Raw genomic sequence first — 20,518 nt, 5'->3', positions numbered from 1 at the left:
TCAGCGCTGGTCACTTACCGCCGAGAGCGTCCTTCGCGTCCTTGGCCGCATCCTTGACGTCGGCTGCGGCGTCCTTCGCGTGGGCCTTGACCTGGTCGGCCTTGCCCTCGGCGACGAGCTTGTCGTTGTCGGTGAGGTTACCGATCGCCTCCTTGGCCTTGCCGGTCAGGTTCTCGGCGGTGTTCTTGATGTCATCTGCGAGGCCCATGAGGGACTCCTTTCTCTGGTGATGGTTCCGGTTTCTTTGGGGATCCCGGGCGGCCCGGGAGTTCGGTGAGCGTCGTTCGTCAGGCGACGCGGCGCTCGTGGGCGACGGCGGAACGCAGACCGCCCGTGAGCTGGACGACCAGTGGTAGCGCGAGCCCCAGCCGGCGGTCGGTATCGGCGACCGCACCGGCGACGCGACGCTGGACGAGTCCCAGGTCGGCGCGCGGGCGCACCTGCACCCGCACCCGCAGAAGCCGGCGACGGCGACGGCGAGAGGTCACCGCCGAGACCGCCAGCACGTCGGGCACGTCCGCGAGCGACTGCCGGAGCAGATCGGCGACGACGCCGTCATCGATGGCGATGCCGCCCTCGTCGAGGACCGCCCGGACGTGCCGCTCACCGCGGGTGAGCACGACCACGAGCGCAATCACGACGACCAGCGCGAGGATGCCCGCAGCGATCCACGCCTGGGTCTGCGGTGCCACCCCCGTGCCGCGGACGACATCGGCGGCCATGGCCAGCAGCGGCGACGGTCGCCCCTCGGCGAAGAGCGGCCAGGCCGCGGTCGCGGCGACGGCGAGGGCGCCCACGGCCAGCACGAAGAGGATCGTGCGGTTGACGAAGCGGGATGCCGGGCTCATGACAGCCGTCCTTCCGGGGTCACCTCGACGCGAGCCGTCAGTCGAGGCGCCGCGCCGAGTTCGGTGAGCAGCCGATCGGCGGCGCGCTCCACCTGTTCACGGTCGACCGGAAAGCCGGTCGCGGGAGTGAGGGAGATGCGCGCACGACGAGCGTCGAGCTGCGTGGACACGTGGGAGTTGGTGACGGCTGCGGCCGTGGCGGCGGCGCGCGAGAGGGCGCCGGCCACGATCGCGTCGTCGACCACCAGGGGTACCCGGCCGGCGGCCAGGGCCCGGCGATGAGTGCGCCCGGGCGCCAATGCACCCCAGAGACACACGATGCCGAACAGTGCGGCCGCCGCAGCGACGATCGTGCCGGTCGTCCCCCCCTCGGCGAGCGCCGAGCGAACGGCGTCCGGGGCCACGAGCAGCGCGGGGCGCCCGAGAGCCGACAGCACCAGCTCGGTGGCCAGCGCCGCGGCGACGACGATGATCACGACCAGGGCGCAGCTCACCCAGACAGCACGCGAACGTCGTTGCAGACGCCGCGCAGCCGCGCTCTGAAGCCGGTCGGGCGCTCCCGCCGGAACGACCTCGACGGGTGCCGATGTGGTGTTCACGAGCTGCTCCTGTTCTGCGTGACGAGGTGAGTGATGCGCAGTCGGATGTCTCCGACCAGTGCTCCGGTGAGTGCGCTCACGCGCTCACCGGTGCGGGTGCGTGCGGCAGCGGCGCTGGCCGCGATGGGGTCGCCGTCGGCTCGGATGCCGCTGGTGAGATCCAGGGCGAGGGCCCCGCCCGCGTCGCGCACGTGGGCGCGGGACGCGCGGGCGGGAACGCCCAGCTCATCGGCGAGGACCGCCGCCGCGACGCGCTCGTAGGCCCGTGCGGAGATGGTGACCCGACCGGGGATCCGTGCGGCATCCATGGTCAGCCCACCCGCCGGCCGCGGGCGGCATCGATCGCGGCGCGCAGGTCGATGCGACCCGACACCGCGGCGCCGATGAGGCCGCCGATGGCGGCGAGAGCCGCCACGAGCACCATGCCCCAGAAGCCGAACGCCAGTGCGGCGACGGCGAGCACCGCGCCCGCGACCGCTCCCCACACCGTGGGACCCCCGCCGGTCACTGGACACGCTCCGGGGCGGGAGCCTCGTCGTCACCCGGGATGTGGACGTCGACGACGGTCACATTGACCTCGGTGACCTCCATGCCGGCGAGCTCGGTGATGGCATCGGCGACGGCCGTGCGCACGTCGGTCGCGACGCGCTGCAGCTGCTCGGGGTACTCGGCCACGATCGTGATGTCGGCGGCGACCTGCGTCTCGCCGACCTCGACGTTCACACCCTGACCCAGATCCTTGGCGCCCACGGCCTCACGGATGCTGCCGATGACGCGCGCGGCTCCGCCGCCGAGGGCGTGCACGCCGGGCACGGAAGAGGCGGCGATGCCGGCGATCTTGGCGATGACCGGGTCGACGATGACGGTCTTGCCGGCGCCCGCAGCAGGTGCGACGGCGGAGGTGGTGGGGGTCGTGGTAGCCATGATGTCTTGTCCTTTCCGGCCCTCCGGTGAGGGCGTTCACAGGTGTGACGGATGCCGCAGGGGTTTCGTCACGGTGGATTTCCTGGCAGTTCGCTGAGTGCCGCCGCGGGAGCTGTCGGCGCGCTTAATGGCTGCGCGGCGGCGACGCAACCCCTTGGCGGCGTCAGCTGCGCGTGGCACGGTCGAGGTATGCAGGGGGCATCGCGCGGCCCGCAGGGTGACGACGGCGCGAGGGGGGAAGCGGTGTGGACACGCTGACACACGTCGAAGACGGCGTTCTGGCCGCACGCGCCGCCGACGGCGACGAGCGCGCGTTCGCGGTGCTCGTGCGTCGGCACAGCGGTTACCTGATCGGCTTCGCCACCCGGCTGCTGCGCTCACGCGCCGACGCCGACGACTGCGTGCAGGAGGCCCTGATCATCGCGTGGCGACGTCTCCCGGAACTGCGCGAGCCCGACCGCGTCCGTTCCTGGCTGTCGACGATCGTGGCACGCAAGGCCACCGACCGTCTGCGCAGCGCGGCGCCCACCGCACCGATCGAGGATACGGAGCCCGAGGCTCTGCAGCCCACACCCGACGAGTCTGCCGTGGCATCCTCTCAACTGGACATGCTGCGGCGCGTGCTGGACGAGCTGCCGGTCGAGCAACGCACGACCTGGCTCCTGCGCGAGGTGAGCGGATACGGCTACGACGAGATCGCCCGCGAGCTGGGCGTGTCCGCCACGGCGGTGCGCGGCAGGCTCGCGCGGGCGCGGGCGACCATCTACGACCGGATGAAGGAGTGGAGGTGAGCGGGATGACGCGCGAGGAGATCGGCGATTCGGGCCACACCCTCGAGGAGCTCGCGGCTTATCACGAGCGCGGACGGACGCCGGCGATCCCCGCGATCGACGGCGATGCGCAGTGCCGAGCCGTGCTGGATTCGATGGACCGCCTCGGGGCACTGTCGCGCGAACTCATCGAGACCGACGCCCGTGACGATGTCTCCGAGACCTGGTTCCAACAGATTCTCGGCGAAGTCGCCCGCGAATCTCGCGCGGGGCGCGACCTGCCTCTCGTCGACGACGACCCGGTACGCGTCGTGGTGACCGAGGGCGCCGTGCGCGGTCTCGTCCGCGACGCCGGCGACGCGGTGGAGGGCGTGCTCGTAGAACGGGTGCATCTCACGCTCCACGAGGATGTACGCGTCGACGTGCGGCTGACGATCAGCGTCCTGGACAGCGTGCTCGGCGCGGGACGCGGACTTGCGCGCATCGCAGATTCGGTGCGAGAGCGCGTGCGCGCCGATCTCGAGGAGTACGGCGGATGGACCGTCGGCGTCGTCGACGTCACGATCGACTCGCTGCGGCTGCGGGAGGAGGAGCGATGAGCGACACCGCGACCCGATCGGCGAGCGGCGACGCGCCCACCGAGCTCGCCCTGATCGTGGATGCCGCCGCGAGGGCGGTCACCGGCGTGGCCGAGCTGTACTACGCCGCCGCCCTCCCGGCTCGCCTGTGGCGGGCGACGCTCGCCGGCGACGGCGCGTACAGCGTGGTGACGCGGCGCGCGCAGGCGCTCGAGGTGACGGTGAGCATCGGCGTCACGGGCGGTCGCGTCGCCGCGGTGGCGAGCGAGGTCGCGCTGCGGGTGCGCGAGGCGCTGGGCGCACCTGACGCACACGTCACCGTGCGCGTCAGCCGCATCACCGCGACGCGGCGAGCTTGAGGCGGTAGCGAAGAGCCGCGAGCTCGGCGTACAGCGCCGGGGGCACCCGTCCCTCGAACGTGCGGTAGAACTCCTCCGTGAGCCCGGCCTCCTGCAGCCACAGGTCGCGGTCGATCGCGAACAGGGCCTCGAGGTCGGCGTCCGGAACCTCGATGCCCTCGAGGTTCAGATCCTCCGTGCGGGGCAGTCGTCCGATCGGGCTGTCGATGGCCGGAACGACACCCTCGATGCGGCGGATGATCCAGTCGATCACGCGTGCGTTGTCACCGAAACCCGGCCAGAGGAAGCGGCCGTCGTCGCCCTTTCGGAACCAGTTGACCTGGAAGATGCGCGGGGCGCGGTCGAAGCGCAGACGCTGACCGACCTTGAGCCAGTGACCGAAGTAGTCCGCCATGTTGTAGCCGCAGAACGGGAGCATCGCGAAGGGGTCGCGGCGCAGCTCACCGACGGTCCCCTCGGCGGCGGCGGTGCGCTCGGAGGAGATGTTGGAGCCGAGGAACACGCCGTGCGTCCAATCGGTGGCCTCCAGCACGAGGGGGACGTTCGTGGCCCGACGCCCACCGAACAGGATGCCGTCCAGCGGCACGCCCTGCGGAGTCTCCCAGTCGGGGGCGATCTGCGGGCACTGTCCCGCGCTGACGGTGAAGCGCGAGTTCGGGTGTGCGGCCGGGCGCCCCATCGCCGGCGTCCAGGGGTTGCCCTCCCAATCGATCAGCTCCGACGGGACGTCATCGGTGAGACCCTCCCACCACACGTCTCCGTCGGGACGCAGGGCCACGTTCGTGAAGATCGTGTTGCCCCACAGCGTTTCGACAGCCGCCACGTTGGTCGACGCGCCCGTTCCCGGCGCCACCCCGAAGAAGCCGGCCTCGGGGTTGATGGCCCACAGCCGCCCGTCGTCGCCGGGGCGAAGCCACGCGATGTCGTCGCCGAGGGTCTCGACGCGCCACCCCGGAATCGTGGGGCGCAGCATCGCCAGATTGGTCTTGCCGCACGCGGAGGGGAAGGCGGCGGCGAGGTGGAAGCGCTTGCCCTCCGGGCTGATGACGCGGATCAGCAGCATGTGCTCGGCGAGCCACCCCTCTTCACGCCCGATGACCGAGGCGATGCGCAGCGCGAAGCACTTCTTCGCGAGGATCGCGTTGCCGCCGTAGCCGGATCCGAACGACCACACCTCGAGCGTGTCGGGAAAGTGGACGATGTACTTCTCGTCGTTGCAGGGCCACGCCACGTCCTCCTGGCCGGGAGCCAGCGGCGCACCGACCGAGTGCACCGTCTTGACCCACGGCTTGCCCGCGGCGATCTGCTCCACGACGGCGGTGCCGACCCGGGTCATGATGCCGATGGAGGTGACGGCGTACGCACTGTCGGTGATCTGGACGCCGATGTGCGAGAGCGGACCGCCGACCGCGCCCATCGAGAAGGGCACGACGTACATCGTCCTCCCCCGCATCGACCCCTCGAACAGCGGCATGATGGTCGCCCGGATCTCGTCCGGCTGCGCCCAGTTGTTGGTGGGGCCGGCATCCTCCTCTCGCGCCGAGGCGATGAAGGTGCGCGCCTCGGTGCGGGCGACGTCGCTCGGGTGCGAGCGGGCGAGGTACGAGCCCGGTCGCCACTCGGGGTTGAGCTTGATGAGCTTGCCCTCCTCGACCTGCTGGCGAAGAAGGGCGTCGTTCTCCGCACGAGAGCCGTCGACCCAGTGGATGCGCGCGGGCTGCGTCAGGGCAGCGATCTCATCGACCCAGGCGTGCAAGGCCTCCAGGCCCGTGCCGGCGAGGACCGGCCGCATGCCGAAGCCGCTCCGGGGCTCGTCCGTCGCGTCGACCGCCGCGGGGGTGCGCGTGGCGGTGGGACGGGTGAACATGTCGGCGATGGCCATGTCGGGCTCCTTCAGCGTGGCGTCGGTGGGGCGATCCGGAGGGGTCTCTTCCAGATTGAAGGCGTGAGGAGGGTTTTGCACACAAGGATGCCGTCAAGAAACGTGATTCTTTCGCTATGCTCAAGGAATGCCACCCACCTCCCTGGAGCTGTCGACGCTCGGACATCGCATCCGTCACCAGCGCGTGTCGCACGGACTCACGCTCGACGAGCTCGGCGCGATCGTCGGTGTCGCCGGCAGCCAGCTGAGCCTGATCGAGAACGGCAAGCGCGAGCCCAAACTGTCGCTGCTGCAGGCCATCGCCGCCGCCACCGGCACGGACGTCACCGATCTGCTGTCGGCCGAGCCGCCGAACCGTCGAGCCGCCCTCGAGCTCGAACTCGAACGTGCACAGCAGTCCCCCGTCTTCCGCAGCCTCGGCATCCCGGCTCTGCGGGTGACCAAAGCGACCTCCGACGAGACGATCGAGTCGGTGCTGGGGCTGCACCGTGAACTGCAGCGTCGCGAGCGCGCAGCCATCGCAACCCCTGAAGAGGCCCGGCGGGCGAACACGGAGTTGCGCCTGCGCATGCGCGCCAAGGACAACTACCTCCCCGACATCGAGAAGCTCGCGGAGAAGCAGCTGAAGGCCGCCGGCCACGTCTCGGGGGCCCTCACCCACCGCACGGTGAGCATCATGGCGTCCCAATTGGGATTCGAGCTGATCTACGTGGACGACCTCCCCCACTCGGCCCGTTCGGTCACCGACCTGGAGAACGGCCGGATCTACCTGCCGCCGGCATCCATCCCCGGCGGACACGGCCTGCGCTCGATGGCCCTGCAGGCCATGGCCCACCGCCTGCTCGGGCACACACCACCCAGCGACTACGCCGACTTCCTGCAGCAACGGCTCGAGATCAACTACTTCGCCGCCTGCTGCCTCATGCCCGAGACCGCCTCGGTCGCCTTTCTGGCCCAGGCGAAGAAGGACCGCAACCTCGCCGTCGAGGATTTCCGCGATGCCTTCGGCGTGACCCACGAGGCCGCGGGCATGCGACTGACGAACCTCCTGACGCAGCACATCGGCATCCGCCTGCACTTCCTGCGGGTCGACGGCTCGGGCGCCATCACCCGCGCCTACGAGAACGACGACCTGCCGCTGCCGATGGATGTCACCGGTTCGGTCGAAGGCCAGGTCGTCTGCCGCCACTTCGCCGCCCGCTCCGCCTTCTCGGAGCAGAACCGCACGGTCGAGCACTACCAGTACACCGACACCCCCGCCGGCACCTTCTGGTGCTCGTCCCAGACCGGACGCACCTCGGACGGCGAGTTCTCGATCACCGTCGGGGTGCCCTTCGACGACGCACGCTGGTTCCGCGGACGTGAGACCCAGAAGCGGGCGAGTTCGACGTGCCCCGACGAATCGTGCTGCCGGCGTCCGGATGCCGAGCTCACGGCGCGCTGGGAGGGTCGCGCGTGGCCGAGTGCCCGCGTGCACATGCAGATGTTCTCGCCGCTGCCGCGCGGCGCCTTCCCCGGCGTCGACGACGGCGAGGTGTACGCCTTCCTCGACCGGCACGCCCAGGGCTGATGGCGCCGAGCGGAGCCTACGCGGCCGGCAGGACGACCTCCACGAGCAGCCCACCGTCGTCGCGCGGCCACAGGGTCAGGCTCCCGTCGTGCGCACGAACGATCGCCGCGACGATCGCGAGTCCCAAACCGGCTCCCTCGTGCTCGCCGCTATGTGCGCGCTGCGCCCCGCGCTGGAACGGCTCCAGCAGGGTCGGGAGCATCTCCGACGGGACGACGGGCCCGGAGTTCTCCACGCACAGACCGACGCTGCCCTGCGCCGAGCGCACACCGATTCGCACCCAGCCGTGATCATCGCAGTTGTGCACGATCGCGTTGTGCACGAGGTTGACGACGAGCTGCTGCAGCAGCGACTGAGATCCCCGCGCGATGCCCGGCAGTGTCTCGAGCTGCGGAGCAATTCCCCGCGATTCGGCGAGCGACAGAAAGGTCTCCGCGGCCTGATCGGCCAGGAGTGAGACATCGACGGGGACGGGGTCGAGGGCCCCGCCTTCGGCGCGGCTGAGCGAGAGCAGCGCCTCGGTGAGCTCGATCGCCCGTCCGTTGACGCGAGCCAGCCGCGTGAGCAGAGCGTCGACGTCACGGTCCGGGTCAGCGGCGGCAACGTCGAGCATCGCCCGGGTGATGGCCAGCGGTGTGCGCAACTCGTGCGATGCGTTCGCGGCGAAGCGACGCTGCTCCGCGACCTGCGCTTCGATGCGCGCCAGCATGGCGTCGAAGCTGTCGGCGAGCTCGCGCACCTCGTCGTCGGGGCCGTGGGCGCCGATCCGATGCGACAGCGATCCGGCGGCGGCCAGCCGCGTGGCGCGGGTGATCCGCCCCAGCGGCGCGAGCATGTGCCCGGCAAGGAACCACCCACCCACCAGTCCGACGACGATCAGCAGGGCCCACGCGGCGAGCGCGGGTGGCACGAATGCCCGCAGCAGATCGCCGCGACCCGGCATGAACCCGCCGGTCGTCGGCGCCGCCTCCTCCGGGACGTATCGCAGGAGGAACAGCCACACGACGGACAGCAACAGAGCGCCGGCGAGCGCAACCGTGCCGGCGTAGCTGAGCATGAGCTTCACCCGGAAGGTCAGCCCCGCGGCACGCCGGCGCGCACCGGGAGAGGGCGACGGTGTCGCACTCACCTCCCCTCCGCCTCAGCGTCGGACGCCGGCACCTCGACGCGATAGCCGACGCCGGAGACCGTCGCGATCACGGCGGGACCACCGAGCCGTTGACGCAGACCGGACACCGTGATGCGGACCGCGTTGGTGAAAGGATCGGCGTTCTCGTCCCAGGCGCGTGCGAGCAGTTCCTCGGCGCTGACGACGCCGCCGCCCGCTTCGAGCAGCACCTCCAGGACGGCGAACTGCTTGCGAGTGAGCGCGACATAGCGACCGTCGCGGTACACCTCACGACGGAAGGGGTCGAGGCGGATGCCGGCGAGTTCGCGCACGGGTGGGCGCACCCGTCGGCGACGACGCTCGAGGGCGCGCAGCCGCAGAACGAGCTCGCGCATCGCGAACGGCTTGGTGAGGTAGTCATCGGCGCCCAGCTCGAATCCCGACGCCTTGTCGTCGAGCCGGTCGGCGGCGGTCAGCATGAGGATCGGCACCCCCGTGCCGCCCTGCACGATCGACGCCGCGACCGCATCTCCCGATGTCCCCGGAACATCGCGATCGAGCACGGCGACGTCGTAGTCGGTGTAGGACAGCAACTCCAGCGCGGTATCGCCGTCGCCCGCGAGGTCGGCCGCGATCGCTTCCAGGCGCAGCCCGTCACGGATCGCATCGGCCAGCAGGGGTTCGTCCTCCAGGACCAGCACGCGCATTCTTCGATGCTAGGAGGCCACGCATATCGTCGGCGTATCGGATTTCGGCGACGCTCCCGCAACGGCCTCCGCGTTTGACTCGCCCACATGGCACGTCACCTTTCCACTCCGCCCACGGCCCCCTCTGCCCACCACCTCCGCCGGCGATGGCTTCTCGCCGCCGGGATGACCGCAGCTCTCGTGTTGGTCACCGCCACGGTGCTGATGCTGCTGCTCGGAGACCCGCTGACGCACCTGCCACCCGCGGAGTCCCGCGGGTCGATGTCGGACTCGTCGACGTCGTCGTCTGCGCCGAGCCTCGGCGAGACGGATGCCCCCACCGATGCGGCGACGTCCGTCGCCGACGGCTACCTGCCCTGGGGCGTGACCCCGTTCGACACGCAGTACCCGGGCATCTCGCGGATGGATCCCGCACTCCTCGACGCCCTCCAGCGCGCGAGCACCCAGGCCTACGCCGACGGCGTCAGCTTCTTCGTCACGAGCGGTTGGCGCTCGCCCGCGCAGCAGGAGTCGCTGCTGTCGCAGGCGGTGAGCCAGTACGGTTCGCGCGAGCGCGCGGCGCGGTGGGTCGCGACGGCCGAAACCTCCCTGCACGTGCAGGGCGCCGCCGCCGACCTCGACGGCAGCGGCACGCAGGACTGGATCGCCCGTCACGGTCCGGCGTTCGGGCTGTGCCTGGTGTACGACAACGAGCCGTGGCACGTCGAACTGCGACCGGATGCCGGCAGGAACGGGTGCCCGCCGACGTACGCCGACCCGTCGAGCGATCCGCGCCTGGCCCGGTGAGCGTGCACGCGCGTGCAGCAGCGGACGCGCGTGGTGGGGTGGCGCGGTTGGGTGTACGCTCGCTGTTTGTGAGGTTCGCCTAACCTCACTTTCCCCTCTTCCGAAGAAGCGCTCGTGCTCGCCACTTTCCTGATCGGCCTCCGCGAAGGCCTCGAAGCCGCTCTCGTCGTCGGCATCCTCGTCGCCTATCTCCGCCGTATCGATCGTCGCGACGTCCTGCCGCGACTGTGGGTCGGCGTGGGCCTCGCCATCGCGCTGGCCGTGGGCATCGGCGCGATCCTCACCTTCGGCGCCTACGCCCTCACCTTCGAGGCACAGGAGCTGATCGGGGGGCTTCTCTCGCTGGTCGCCGTCGGCATGGTGACCTGGATGATCTTCTGGATGCAGAAGACCGCCCGCACGATGAAGAAGACGCTCGAGGGCGGCGTCGATCGGGCGCTCGCGACGGGGGGTCTCTGGGGAATCGTCCTCATCGGATTCGTGTCCGTCGCCCGCGAAGGCATCGAGACGACCCTCCTGCTGTGGTCGATGGTGCAGTCCTTCGGCGACACGCCGTCGGCTCTTCTGGGCGCACTGCTCGGCCTCGCCACCGCCGTCGTGCTCGGCTGGCTCCTCGCCCGGGGAATGGTGCGACTCGACCTCCGCGTCTTCTTCGGCTGGACCGGCGGATTCCTCGTGATCGTCGCCGCCGGGGTGCTGGCGTACGCGATCCACGATCTGCAAGAGGCCGGCGCCCTTCCCGGTCCGTTCTCCGCCCTGGCGCCCCTCGTCGGCGGCACGGTCGCCGTCGGCGCGGCCGCCTTCCCCTTCGGCTGGGCGTTCGACCTCTCGGCGACGATCCCGCCGGGAAGCCCCCTCGCCGCGATCCTGCAGGCCACCGTCGGCTTCATGCCGCAGATGTCGTGGCTGCAGGTCATCGCCTGGGCCCTGTACATGGCCGTCGTCGGCACCCTCTTCGTCCGGGGACTCGGTCGCCGGCCCGCCCGGGCCTCGGCATCCGCACCCCTCACGTCGGTTCCGCACCACGCGGACCTCTCCCACCACCAAGGAGCATCATGACCCGCACACGCACCTGGGGAGCCGTCGCCGCGCTCGGCGCGACCGCCCTCGTGCTGGCCGGCTGCGTCGCCAAGACCGACGTCGCCGCGTCCGACGCCCTGACCGTCACCTCCACCGACACGGCGTGCACGGTGTCGACCGCGACCGCCACCAGCGGCACGCTCGCGTTCGCGGTGACCAACGCCAGCTCGCAGGTGACGGAGTTCTATCTCCTCGCCTCCGACGGTCTGCGCATCGTCGGCGAGGTCGAGAACATCGCCCCCGGCGCCTCACGCACCCTCACCGTCGTCGCCCAGCCCGGTGACTACGTCACCCTGTGCAAGCCCGGCATGGTCGGTGAGGGCATCGGACGCACCGCCTTCACGGTCACGGGCGACGCCGTCACGGCCACGGGCGACGACGCCGCGCAGAAACAGAAGGCCGTCGATCTGTACGCGTCGTTCGTCAAGGATCAGGTCGAACAGCTCGTCCCGGCCGTGGCGACCTTCGTGAGCGCCTACGAGGCCGGCGACGATGAGAAGGCGCGGAGCCTCTTCCCCACCACGCGGGCGTTCTACGAGCGCATCGAACCCGTGGCGGAGTCGCTGGGCGATCTCGACCCCCGCATCGATTACCGCGAGGTGGATGCCGTCGCGGAGGGACTCGACTGGACGGGCTTCCACCGCATCGAGAAGGACCTCTGGGTTCCGGCGCAGGATGCCCTCAACTCCGACGGGTCAACCCCGGCGTGGAAGGACTGGGCGCCCTCGACGCCCGCCGAGCGCGCGACCTACGGGGCGAAGCTGATCGCAGACGTGGGCGAGCTCAACGCGTACGTGCACGGCGATGAGTTCCAGAAGGCGCTCGACGCGCAGGGCATCGGCGGCATCTCCAACGGCGCGATCTCTCTGCTGGACGAAGTGGCCACGGGCAAGATCAGCGGCGAAGAGGACTGGTGGAGCGGCACCGACCTGTACGATTTCGCGGCCAATGTCGAGGGATCGAAGATGGCGTTCTCGCTCGTCAAGGACTTCGCCGTCTCCTCCGGCGCGACCGGAACGGAGCTCGCCGGTCGGATCGACAGCGGCTACGCCGCCCTTGAGGCCGCTCTCGCGCGCCACGGCTCGCTGAGCGCCGGTTTCGTGAACTACCGGCAGCTCAGCGAGGCCGACAAGCGCGAGCTCACCGACCTGATCAACGCGCTGGCCGAGCCGCTGTCCAAGCTGACGTCCACCATCCTGCAGTGAGCACCGACGGACCTCTCGCGGGCGGCGACCGCCTCGAGCCCGCGCCGCGCGCCGGTCTCAGCCGACGGGGCCTGCTGGGCCTCGCGGCCGGTGTCGGTGCGGCCGGGCTCGCCGTCGGCGCCGGAGCCGGAGCGGCGGCCGGCGTCGCCGTCGGCCGCACGCGCGGCGCCGCCGGCGCGGCGTCGCCCTACGCGTTCTACGGCGCGCACCAGGCCGGCATCACCACGCCCGTGCAGGACCATCTGCATTTCGCGTCGTTCGACATGATGGCGGGGACCACCCGCGAGGATCTGATCGAGCTTCTCCAGGACTGGTCCTACGCGGCGGCGCGGATGACCCAGGGCCTCGATGTGTCGGCCAGCGGCGCGGTGGGAGGCTCGCCGGAGGCGCCGCCGGACGACACCGGTGAGGCGCTGGGCCTTGCCGCGAACGGGCTGACGATCACGTTCGGCGTCGGACCGACCCTGTTCACGGCCGTCGACGGCACCGACCGCTACGGACTCGCCGACCGTCGGCCCGCCCTGCTCACCGCGTTGCCGGCGTTTCTCAGCGACGACCTGGAGCCCGATCACACCGGCGGCGACCTGTGCATCCAAGCCTGCGCCGACGACCCGCAGGTCGCCGTGCACGCGATCCGCAATCTGAGCCGCATCGCCTTCGGCCGAGCACGGCTGCGCTGGTCGCAGCTCGGCTTCGGAAAGACGTCGAAGACGACCGCCGATCAGGCCACGCCCCGCAACCTCTTCGGGTTCAAGGACGGCACGGCCAACATCCTCGCCGACGACCAGGCGGCGCTGGATCAGCACGTCTGGGTCGGCGACGGCGACGAACCGGCCTGGCTCGTGGGCGGCTCCTATCTCGTGGCGCGCAAGATCGCGATGCTCATCGAGACGTGGGATCGCGTGCGTCTGAGCGAGCAGGAGCGCATCACGGGCCGTGACAAGGCGCACGGCGCGCCGCTCTCGGGCGGGCAGGAGCAGACAGCGCCGGACTTCTCCGCCGTCGGCGCCACGGGCCAGCCCGCGATCGACGCCCGCAGCCACGTGCGCCTCGCCCATCCCGACCTCAACAAGGGCATCCGCATCCTCCGCCGCGGCTACAACTACGTCGACGGCAACACCGATCTCGGACGACTCGACGCCGGCCTGTTCTTCCTCGCGTACCAACGCTCTCCCGCGCAGTTCATCGCCCTGCAGCGTGCGCTGTCGAGGGATCTGCTGAGCGAGTACATCCGCCACATCGGCTCGGGGTTGTGGGCCATTCCCCCGGGAGCCGAGGAGGGCTCGTACGTCGGGGCGGGGCTGTTCGCCTGACCCCGCTTCGGGGTCGCGTGTGGTCGCCCATGCCACTCGGGAACGCCCAGAGGCGACCCCGAACCGTCACGCGCGCAGAAACCTCGCGAAACGCGCGAGCGCCACGTCGACGGCGCCCGCTTCGACCCCGGCGGTGAAGGGTTCGGCGAGGGGATCGAGATGGTGCCGGCCCACCGCCGTCGAGTGCCGCCACGTTCCGATGACCTCACCCGCGGCGACGAGCACGGGACGCACCAGGCCGTTGAGGGTGGGCCCGATCGTCGCGAGATGCGCGGGCGGGCATACGAGCGAGCGGTCCGCGTACGAGAGGTAGTACTCGTCGAACGGAGGCAGGGCGAGCACCTCGGCCGGTGGCGCCTCGATCTCCGGACCCGCACCGGCGACGGCGAGGAGCGCGTCCTCCCCCTCGACGACGCGCTCCCCCGCGGCCTCGCGACCGGCCCGGGCGAGCCCGAGCGGCAGGCCCGCCCACCAGCGGAAGTCCTCGAGCGTCGCCGGGCCGTGCCCCCCGAGATAGCGGACCAGCAGCTCCCCCAGCGGCTCGGCGGGGGCCGCGGCATCCGGCAGCCATTCGTCGGCGGCGACGACGTACTGTTCCCGCGTGATCCCACCGTCCCGCGGCACGACCGGACCGAACACGGCGCCGCCGCGAAGCGCGATCGCCGACAGCAGGTGGTTTCCGCGCGAGCCCGCCACGTCGATGCCGGCCGCCGTCATCGCCTCGCCGACCTCGGCACGCGTGAGCCGGTTGCCGCCGGCGAGCGCGGGCCGCACCGCGCGCTCCGCACGCACGATCGTCTCGGCGTCGATCCCGAGGTTGCGGTGCACGCCGGCGGCCTGCCGCAGCTGTCGGTCCCGGGTGAGCGCCAGAATCCACCCGAGATCCTCTGCCGCGACGATGTGCAGGGTGCCGCGCTGGGTCCAGGCGCGCACGAGCCCTCCGGCGGCGAAGGCCCGGTCGACGTCGGTGAGTGTCGGCTCCCCCGCCGTGCGGATGCCGAGGGCCCACCGCCCCGCCCAGAACTCCTGCGCCTGCGTCGCCGCGAGCCGACGCGCCGCGCCGACGAGATCCGCCGTGGGCTCGGCGAGCGCATGGCTCACCAGACGCGCGGCGCGGACGCGGACGGGGACCATGGTCCCATCCTGCCCGCCGCCGCCGACACGCGCCTCGTATACTCGACTGGTCCGGACGCGACGCGGCGTTCGGTGCTCGAAAAAGGGGCACGCGAGACACATACGGCATCCCTTCACCGTTTCGTCTCTCGGAGGCCCCATGTCCACCGTCTCTGCGCACGTCGCCCAGACCCTTGCCGCTCACATCGACCACGTCTTCGGCGTGATGGGAAACGGCAACGCCCACTTCCTCGACGCCCTGGAGCGCTCCACGGACGTGCACTACACCGCCGTGCGCCACGAGGCGGGCGGGGTCGTCGCAGCGGATGCCTATCATCGGGCGAGCGGACGCCTCGCCGCCGCGACCGCCACCTACGGTGCCGGCTTCACCAACACGCTGACCGCCCTGGCGGAGTCGGTGCAGGCCCACGTGCCGCTCGTACTCGTCGTCGGGGACGAACCGACGTCGGGCCCCCGTCCGTGGGACGTCGACCAGATCGCCCTGGCCTCGGCGGTGGGCGCGCGCACGTACACCGTCGGACGGGCCGATGCGGCGGCCACCACGGTCATCGCGATCGAGCACGCGCTGGCCTATCGCGTGCCGACGGTGCTCGCCATCCCCTACGACGTCGCCAAGCTCGAGGCGGGCTCGGTGCCGGCCGCGCCGCAGCCGACACTGCCCGCGCCGATCGCCCCCTCCCCGTTCGCACGTGCGGCGATCGCCGACCTGGCCTCCGCACTGGCCGCCGCGGAGCGTCCGGTGCTGATCGCGGGTCGCGGCGCGTGGATCTCGGGCGCCGCGAATGCTCTCGGGCGTTTGGCGGACGCGACGGGCGCCGTCACGGCGACCACGGCGCTGGGTCGCGGGATGTTCCCTCGGCCGGAGTTCGACCTCGGGGTCACCGGCGGGTTCGGCGCCGACGGCGCCATGGAGCTGATCTCGACGGCGGACGTCGCGGTGGTCTTCGGCGCGGGACTCAACCAGTTCACGATGCGCTTCGGCGCCCTGTTCGCCCCGGGCACCCGCGTCGTGCAGGTCGACATCGCCCCCGCGGCGACGCACCCGCACGTCGGCGGCTTCATCCGCGGCGATGCACGCCTCGTCGCCGAAGCCCTCTGCGACGAGTTGGCGACGAGGGATGCCGCGCCCAGCGGCTGGCGCGAGCGCGTGGACATCGCCGCGCTGCGCGCCCGCGACGGCGGCGACCCCCTGGCGCCCGACGGCCGTCTCGACCCACGGTCGGTCGCCGAGCGCATCGGTGAGCTGCTCGAGAGCGCACCCTCCACCCGCGACCGCGTCGTCGTCACCGACGGCGGCCACTTCCTCGGCTGGGCGAACATGTACTGGTCGGTGGCCTCGCCCGACCGCATGATGATGGTCGGCACCGCGTACCAGTCGATCGGCCTGGGATTCCCCTCGGTCGCGGGCGCCACCCGGGCTCGGCCGGAGGCCACCATCGTGCTGTCCACCGGCGACGGCGGCGGACTGATGGCACTGTCGGATCTGGAATCCGCGGTGCGCGTGGCGGCGGGCCGCGGATTGGCCGTCGTGTGGAACGACGCCGCGTACGGCGCCGAGATCAACCTGTACGGCCTGCAGGGCCTCGCCCGGGAGCCCATGCTGATCCCCGAGGTCGACTTCGCGGGTCTCGCCTCCGCGGTCGGGGCTCGAGGTGTCGTCGTGCGCACGCTCGCCGACCTCGACGAGCTCGCGCGGTGGGTGCAGGTCCCGGCATCCGACCGGCCCTTCCTGCTGTTGGACTGCCGAATCTCCGGCGACGTCATCGCCCCGTACCAGCAGGAGATCATTCGCGTGAACTCCTGACGCGGGGCCGGTAGCCCCGCACGGACGGAACTGTCTGCGCGGCCGGGAATGCGCAGACCTGTTGAAACGCTGTGTCTGTGGCGCACACTGGGCTGCGACGGAAATCCGTCGGGAGGTCTGCGCGGAATCGGGGTGCCATGGAAGGTCTGGAAGTCACCGTCCTGCTCGGGCTGTCGGTGCTGGCGGGAACGCTCCTCGCGCCGCGCCTGCGCCTGGCGACACCGCTGGTGCTGCTGATCCTCGGCCTGCTGCTCGGCTTCGTGCCGGAGCTGCGTCGCATCGAGCTGCCGCCCGAGACGGTGCTGCTGTTGTTCCTGCCCGTGATGCTGTTCTGGGAGAGCCTGACGACGTCGCTGCGGGGCGTTCGCCGGTCGCTGCGCTACATCATCCCGATGAGCACGCTGCTCGTGGTCGCCTCGGCGTTCGCGGTCGCGTGGGTGGCCACACTCTTCGGGCTGCCCTGGCCGGCAGCCATGATCCTCGGTGCCGCCGTCGCGCCCCCCGATGCCACGGCTGTCGCCGCGCTCGGACGACTGCTTCCGCAGCGCACGTTCATGAAATTGAAGGCGGAGAGTCTGACCAACGACGGCACCGCATTGGTGCTCTATGCCATCGCGATCTCCGTCGCACTCGGCGACACCGTCACGGGCTGGTCGATCACCGCCACCGTGCTCGTCTCCTATCTCGGCGGAGCGATCGCCGGCATCGTCGTCGCGGCTCTCGCGTACCTCGCGCTGCGGCGCATGCGCAATGCCCTGTCGATCAACGTGACGCTGCTGCTGGTTCCGTTCACGGCGTTCCTGCTCGCCGAACTGGTCAACGCCTCGGGCGTTCTCGCCGTGGTGTTCGCGGGCCTGATCATCGCCTGGGCCTCGCCGCGCATCACCACCGCCGCCTCCCGCCGCACCGCGATGGCGGCGTGGCCGTTCGGCGTCTACCTGCTCAACGGAGCGCTGTTCGTGCTGATCGGGTTGGAAGTGCAGCTCGTCCTGCACGAGATCTCCCCGAGCGAGGTGTGGGGCCTCGTGCTGCTGACCGTGGCCGCGTGGGCGGCGCTGCTGGTGGTGCGCTATGTGTTCCAACTGCTGATGGCCCCCTTCTCGCGCCCGCGTACGCCGGCGCTGACCGCACGTTCCGGCCCGGGATCGCTGAACCGCGCGCGCATCGTGAGCACGATGGCCGGGTTCCGCGGTGCCGTGTCGCTCGCGATCGCGCTCTCGGTTCCGCTGACGACGTCGTCCGGTCAGCCGCTCGTCGGCCGCGACGCCGTGGTGTTCGTGACGGCCGGGGTGATCGTGCTGAGTCTGCTCGTGCAGGGACCGCTCCTTCCCGCCATCGTCCGGTGGGCGAAGCTTCCCAGCGACGACTGGGCCGCCGACGAGATCGAGCTGGCGCAGCGGACCATCTCGGGTGCGGCGATCGCCGCTCTCGACGACATCGCGGCCGAGCACGGCATCAGCGACGAGGTACGCGAGCGCGCTCGTCAGGATGGCTACGACATGCTCGAGCTGGCCAACGCGCGTGCCTTCGCCCGTGCCCAGGCCGCCGCGGATGCCGACCAGATCGCACAGCTCGAGGGCATGGTGGCGGCGCCGTCGGCCCCCGACACCGGTGCGCAGACAGTCGTGGACGGCGCTGGGCCCGTCGTGGGGCTGAATCCGGCAGCGGCGGGCGTCGACGCCGCGACCTCGCTGACGATGCTCGCCGCCTCGACCGGAATCGACCTCACCCAGCGCTCGCCGCTCGTGCGCTTCGAGGAGATGACGCGACTGAAGCTGGCCCTGTTGGAGCGCAAGCGCGAGGTGCTGCTGCGGCTGCGCCGAGAAGGCACCGTCGACGATCTTCTCGCCCGACGGCTGGAAGCGCACCTGGATGCCGAGGAGCTGCGCCTCAGCGGCTACGACGACCTCGACTGAGCGTCACTCGGCGTCTCGGTCCGTCACCCGACGGGGAGCATCCACCGGGAGAAGAAGTCCGCCAGCTCATCGGTCGCGTCCAGCGGCAGCACGGCCGCGACGTACTGATCAGGACGCACCACGACGACCACACCGTCACGCGATAGCCCGCGGGCCTCGAAGATGTCGGTCTCGTTCCACCTGTGGGGTGCCGCGGCGAACACCTTCTCCCAGTCGGTGAGCGCCAGCGCACCCGAATGCGGGCGGAAGACAGCCGGCGCACGAGTGACATCGATGTCGTCGAACCCCTGCTGGTAGATCACCTTCGCGTCGAAGACCGCGTCGATATCGGCATCCGCGGGGGTATGGCGCCGCACCGGAGAGTCCGGGGCGTCGGCGAGCCAGGCCGCGAAGCGCGCGAGGGGCGAGTCGTCGGCGAGCCCGTCGCGGTCGGCGAAGGCGTACAGGCGCCAGCGCCCGTCGGCGCTCGCGTGATGACCGAGATGCACGACGTTGCCGTCGGCCGCCAGAGTGACGGGCGCACTCTTGAAGCGCTTGCCCACCGGGAAGCCGGTTGCCAGATGCTGGTGGGCGGTGCCGGCGACGACTCCCGCCCCCTCGGCGTAGGTGGTCATGAAGCCCGAGGGGAACTCGGCGGTGGCGAGATAGTAGGTCGCGAGGTCGGCAGGATCGGAGATCTCCTCGGGCTTTCGCGCCATCAGCGTCGACCACTCCTTGTCGAACTCGATGAGCTGCTGAGCGACCGGCCGGCGCTCGGAGGTGTAGGTCGACAGAAGGGAGGCCGGGCTCAGACCGCTCAGCACGGAGCCGAGCTTCCACCCCAGGTTGAAGCCGTCCTGCATCGAGACGTTCATGCCCTGCCCCGCCTTCGCGCTGTGCGTGTGGCAGGCGTCGCCGGTGAGGAACACGCGCGGCTGCCGTCCGCCGTCGAGCGCGTCGTCGAAGCCGTCGGTGACCCGGTGGCCGACCTCGTACACGCTGTGCCAGGCGACGCTCTTCACGTCGAGCGTGTACGGGTGCAGGATCTCGTTGGCCCGCCGGATGATCTCCTCGACGGGCGTCTGACGCACGCGGTGGTCGTCGTCGTCCGCCACGGCGCCCAGGTCGACGTAGATGCGGGTGAGGTATCCGCCTTCGCGCGGAATGTGCAGGATGTTGCCGGCCTCGGCGTTGATCGCGCACTTGATGCGCCAGTCGGGGAAGTCCGTCTCGACGAGCACGTCCATCACGCCCCAGGCGTGCTGCGAGATGTCGCCGACGTGCACCCGGCCGATCGCCGCCCGTACGCCGCTTCGCGCCCCGTCGCAGCCGACGACGTACGCCGCACGCACGGCGCGCTCCTCGCCGGCGCGCTCTCCGCCGACGTGGCGTACGCGCACCTCGACCGGACGGTCCTCGCCCTCGTGCACGGTGAGCCCGACGAACTCGATCCCGTAGTCGGGTGCGATGCGCGCCGGGCCGTGCGCGGCCGCTTCGGCGAAGTAGTCGAGCACGCGCGCCTGGTTGACGATGAGGTGCGGGAACTCGCTGATGTCGTACGCGTAGTCGGCAGTGCGGGAGCGGCGCACGATGCGCGCGGGGTTCTCGGGATCGGGGCCCCAGAAGTTCATCCACCCGATGTTGTACGCCTCGGCGATGATCCGCTCGGCGAAGCCGAACGCCTGGAACGTCTCGACGCTGCGCGGCTGGATGCCGTCGGCCTGTCCGAGGGCCAGGCGTCCCTCACGGCGCTCGATGACGCGCGTGAGGATCCCGGGATACTGCGACAGCTGCGCGGCCAGGAGCATGCCGGCCGGCCCGGAGCCGACGATCAGGACGTCGACCTCGTCGGGCAGCTCCGCTGGGCGGTCGATTCCCGTCCCCGCGGCCGGTTGCACGCGGGGGTCGGCGGAGACATACCCGTGGTGATGGAACTGCATCGTCGTCGTCCTTCCG

General features: G+C 71.0%; 21 protein-coding genes. 10 read left to right on the top strand and 11 right to left on the bottom strand.

The features are described from left to right. Nucleotides 1-10: 10 nt before the first annotated feature. The 6 genes from CEP17_RS13095 to CEP17_RS13070 form a co-directional block, all read right to left on the bottom strand. On the bottom strand, nucleotides 11-208 hold the full coding sequence (locus CEP17_RS13095) for a CsbD family protein (RefSeq protein ID WP_036314858.1): 198 nt from the start codon (nucleotides 206-208) through the stop codon (nucleotides 11-13). A gap of 79 nt (nucleotides 209-287) precedes the next feature. Further along, nucleotides 288-848, bottom strand: coding sequence for a hypothetical protein (locus CEP17_RS13090; RefSeq protein ID WP_112932548.1), 561 nt, complete (start codon nucleotides 846-848; stop codon nucleotides 288-290). After that, nucleotides 845-1,447 carry a hypothetical protein gene (locus CEP17_RS13085; protein WP_112932547.1) on the bottom strand — a complete coding sequence of 201 codons (603 nt, stop codon included), beginning with the start codon at nucleotides 1,445-1,447 and terminating at the stop codon, nucleotides 845-847. Before CEP17_RS13085 ends, CEP17_RS13090 begins: the two co-directional genes overlap by 4 nt. After that, the gene (locus CEP17_RS13080) at nucleotides 1,444-1,755 is read right to left on the bottom strand and encodes a hypothetical protein (protein WP_112932546.1); all 312 of its coding nucleotides are present in this window, start codon (nucleotides 1,753-1,755) and stop codon (nucleotides 1,444-1,446) included. The genes CEP17_RS13085 and CEP17_RS13080 overlap by 4 nt, the downstream gene beginning before the upstream one ends. A gap of 2 nt (nucleotides 1,756-1,757) precedes the next feature. Continuing rightward, the gene (locus CEP17_RS13075; protein ID WP_039414055.1) at nucleotides 1,758-1,955 is read right to left on the bottom strand and encodes a DUF2273 domain-containing protein; all 198 of its coding nucleotides are present in this window, start codon (nucleotides 1,953-1,955) and stop codon (nucleotides 1,758-1,760) included. After that, nucleotides 1,952-2,371, bottom strand: a complete 420-nt coding sequence (locus CEP17_RS13070; RefSeq protein WP_036317153.1) for an Asp23/Gls24 family envelope stress response protein — start codon at nucleotides 2,369-2,371, stop codon at nucleotides 1,952-1,954. The genes CEP17_RS13075 and CEP17_RS13070 overlap by 4 nt, the downstream gene beginning before the upstream one ends. A 245-nt stretch (nucleotides 2,372-2,616) precedes the next feature. Here CEP17_RS13070 and CEP17_RS13065 point away from each other — a divergent pair, with 245 nt between their 5' ends. The 3 genes from CEP17_RS13065 to CEP17_RS13055 are packed head-to-tail and all read left to right on the top strand — an operon-like array spanning nucleotide 2,617 to nucleotide 4,078. Continuing rightward, a complete protein-coding gene (locus CEP17_RS13065) occupies nucleotides 2,617-3,162 on the top strand; it encodes an RNA polymerase sigma factor (RefSeq protein ID WP_036317148.1) in 546 nt (181 codons plus the stop codon). Then, nucleotides 3,159-3,740: an Asp23/Gls24 family envelope stress response protein gene (locus tag CEP17_RS13060; protein ID WP_148285484.1), complete on the top strand. Its 582-nt coding sequence runs from the start codon at nucleotides 3,159-3,161 to the stop codon at nucleotides 3,738-3,740. Before CEP17_RS13065 ends, CEP17_RS13060 begins: the two co-directional genes overlap by 4 nt. Then, nucleotides 3,737-4,078, top strand: a complete 342-nt coding sequence (locus CEP17_RS13055; protein ID WP_039414060.1) for a hypothetical protein — start codon at nucleotides 3,737-3,739, stop codon at nucleotides 4,076-4,078. Before CEP17_RS13060 ends, CEP17_RS13055 begins: the two co-directional genes overlap by 4 nt. On the opposite strand, the gene CEP17_RS13050 is transcribed toward CEP17_RS13055, so the two are convergent. Further along, on the bottom strand, nucleotides 4,056-5,960 hold the full coding sequence (locus tag CEP17_RS13050) for a phosphoenolpyruvate carboxykinase (GTP) (RefSeq protein WP_112932545.1): 1,905 nt from the start codon (nucleotides 5,958-5,960) through the stop codon (nucleotides 4,056-4,058). The genes CEP17_RS13055 and CEP17_RS13050 overlap by 23 nt on opposite strands. Before the next feature lie 127 nt (nucleotides 5,961-6,087). On the opposite strand from CEP17_RS13050, the gene CEP17_RS13045 reads away from it, so the two are divergent. Then, a complete protein-coding gene (locus tag CEP17_RS13045) occupies nucleotides 6,088-7,530 on the top strand; it encodes an XRE family transcriptional regulator (RefSeq protein ID WP_112932544.1) in 1,443 nt (480 codons plus the stop codon). 16 nt (nucleotides 7,531-7,546) lie between these two features. On the opposite strand, the gene CEP17_RS13040 is transcribed toward CEP17_RS13045, so the two are convergent. Both CEP17_RS13040 and CEP17_RS13035 read right to left on the bottom strand, forming a co-directional pair. Further along, nucleotides 7,547-8,659 (bottom strand): HAMP domain-containing sensor histidine kinase, encoded by a 1,113-nt coding sequence (locus CEP17_RS13040; protein WP_343234077.1) that lies wholly within the window; start codon nucleotides 8,657-8,659, stop codon nucleotides 7,547-7,549. After that, nucleotides 8,656-9,345 (bottom strand): response regulator transcription factor, encoded by a 690-nt coding sequence (locus CEP17_RS13035; RefSeq protein ID WP_112932543.1) that lies wholly within the window; start codon nucleotides 9,343-9,345, stop codon nucleotides 8,656-8,658. The genes CEP17_RS13040 and CEP17_RS13035 overlap by 4 nt, the downstream gene beginning before the upstream one ends. An 87-nt stretch (nucleotides 9,346-9,432) precedes the next feature. Here CEP17_RS13035 and CEP17_RS13030 point away from each other — a divergent pair, with 87 nt between their 5' ends. The 4 genes from CEP17_RS13030 to efeB all read left to right on the top strand — a co-directional run bounded on the left by CEP17_RS13030 (nucleotide 9,433) and on the right by efeB (nucleotide 13,729). Further along, complete coding sequence (locus CEP17_RS13030; protein WP_112932542.1) at nucleotides 9,433-10,131, top strand: M15 family metallopeptidase; 699 nt, start codon at nucleotides 9,433-9,435, stop codon at nucleotides 10,129-10,131. A gap of 114 nt (nucleotides 10,132-10,245) precedes the next feature. Then, nucleotides 10,246-11,190 carry an iron uptake transporter permease EfeU gene (gene efeU, locus CEP17_RS13025; RefSeq protein ID WP_112932541.1) on the top strand — a complete coding sequence of 315 codons (945 nt, stop codon included), beginning with the start codon at nucleotides 10,246-10,248 and terminating at the stop codon, nucleotides 11,188-11,190. Beyond that, nucleotides 11,187-12,416: an iron uptake system protein EfeO gene (efeO, locus tag CEP17_RS13020; RefSeq protein WP_112932540.1), complete on the top strand. Its 1,230-nt coding sequence runs from the start codon at nucleotides 11,187-11,189 to the stop codon at nucleotides 12,414-12,416. Before efeU ends, efeO begins: the two co-directional genes overlap by 4 nt. After that, nucleotides 12,413-13,729 (top strand): iron uptake transporter deferrochelatase/peroxidase subunit, encoded by a 1,317-nt coding sequence (gene efeB, locus CEP17_RS13015; RefSeq protein ID WP_112932539.1) that lies wholly within the window; start codon nucleotides 12,413-12,415, stop codon nucleotides 13,727-13,729. Before efeO ends, efeB begins: the two co-directional genes overlap by 4 nt. A 66-nt stretch (nucleotides 13,730-13,795) precedes the next feature. On the opposite strand, the gene CEP17_RS13010 is transcribed toward efeB, so the two are convergent. Further along, entirely contained in the window at nucleotides 13,796-14,863 is a 1,068-nt protein-coding gene (locus CEP17_RS13010; protein WP_112932538.1) for a winged helix DNA-binding domain-containing protein, read from the bottom strand. Nucleotides 14,864-15,002: 139 nt separating this feature from the next. On the opposite strand from CEP17_RS13010, the gene CEP17_RS13005 reads away from it, so the two are divergent. Then, a complete protein-coding gene (locus tag CEP17_RS13005; protein ID WP_112932537.1) occupies nucleotides 15,003-16,667 on the top strand; it encodes a thiamine pyrophosphate-binding protein in 1,665 nt (554 codons plus the stop codon). A gap of 137 nt (nucleotides 16,668-16,804) precedes the next feature. Further along, complete coding sequence (locus CEP17_RS13000) at nucleotides 16,805-18,583, top strand: Na+/H+ antiporter (RefSeq protein ID WP_112932536.1); 1,779 nt, start codon at nucleotides 16,805-16,807, stop codon at nucleotides 18,581-18,583. Between the two features lie 23 nt (nucleotides 18,584-18,606). Here CEP17_RS13000 and CEP17_RS12995 read toward each other — a convergent pair whose 3' ends face one another. Further along, the gene (locus tag CEP17_RS12995; protein WP_112932535.1) at nucleotides 18,607-20,502 is read right to left on the bottom strand and encodes an FAD-dependent monooxygenase; all 1,896 of its coding nucleotides are present in this window, start codon (nucleotides 20,500-20,502) and stop codon (nucleotides 18,607-18,609) included. Between the last annotated feature and the right edge of the window lie 16 nt (nucleotides 20,503-20,518).

This window comes from Microbacterium sp. PM5 (genome assembly GCF_003293595.1).
GTDB lineage: Bacteria > Actinomycetota > Actinomycetes > Actinomycetales > Microbacteriaceae > Microbacterium.
The sequence above is the reverse complement of the archived record's forward strand: the minus strand, read 5'-3'. Positions and strand labels throughout refer to the sequence as shown.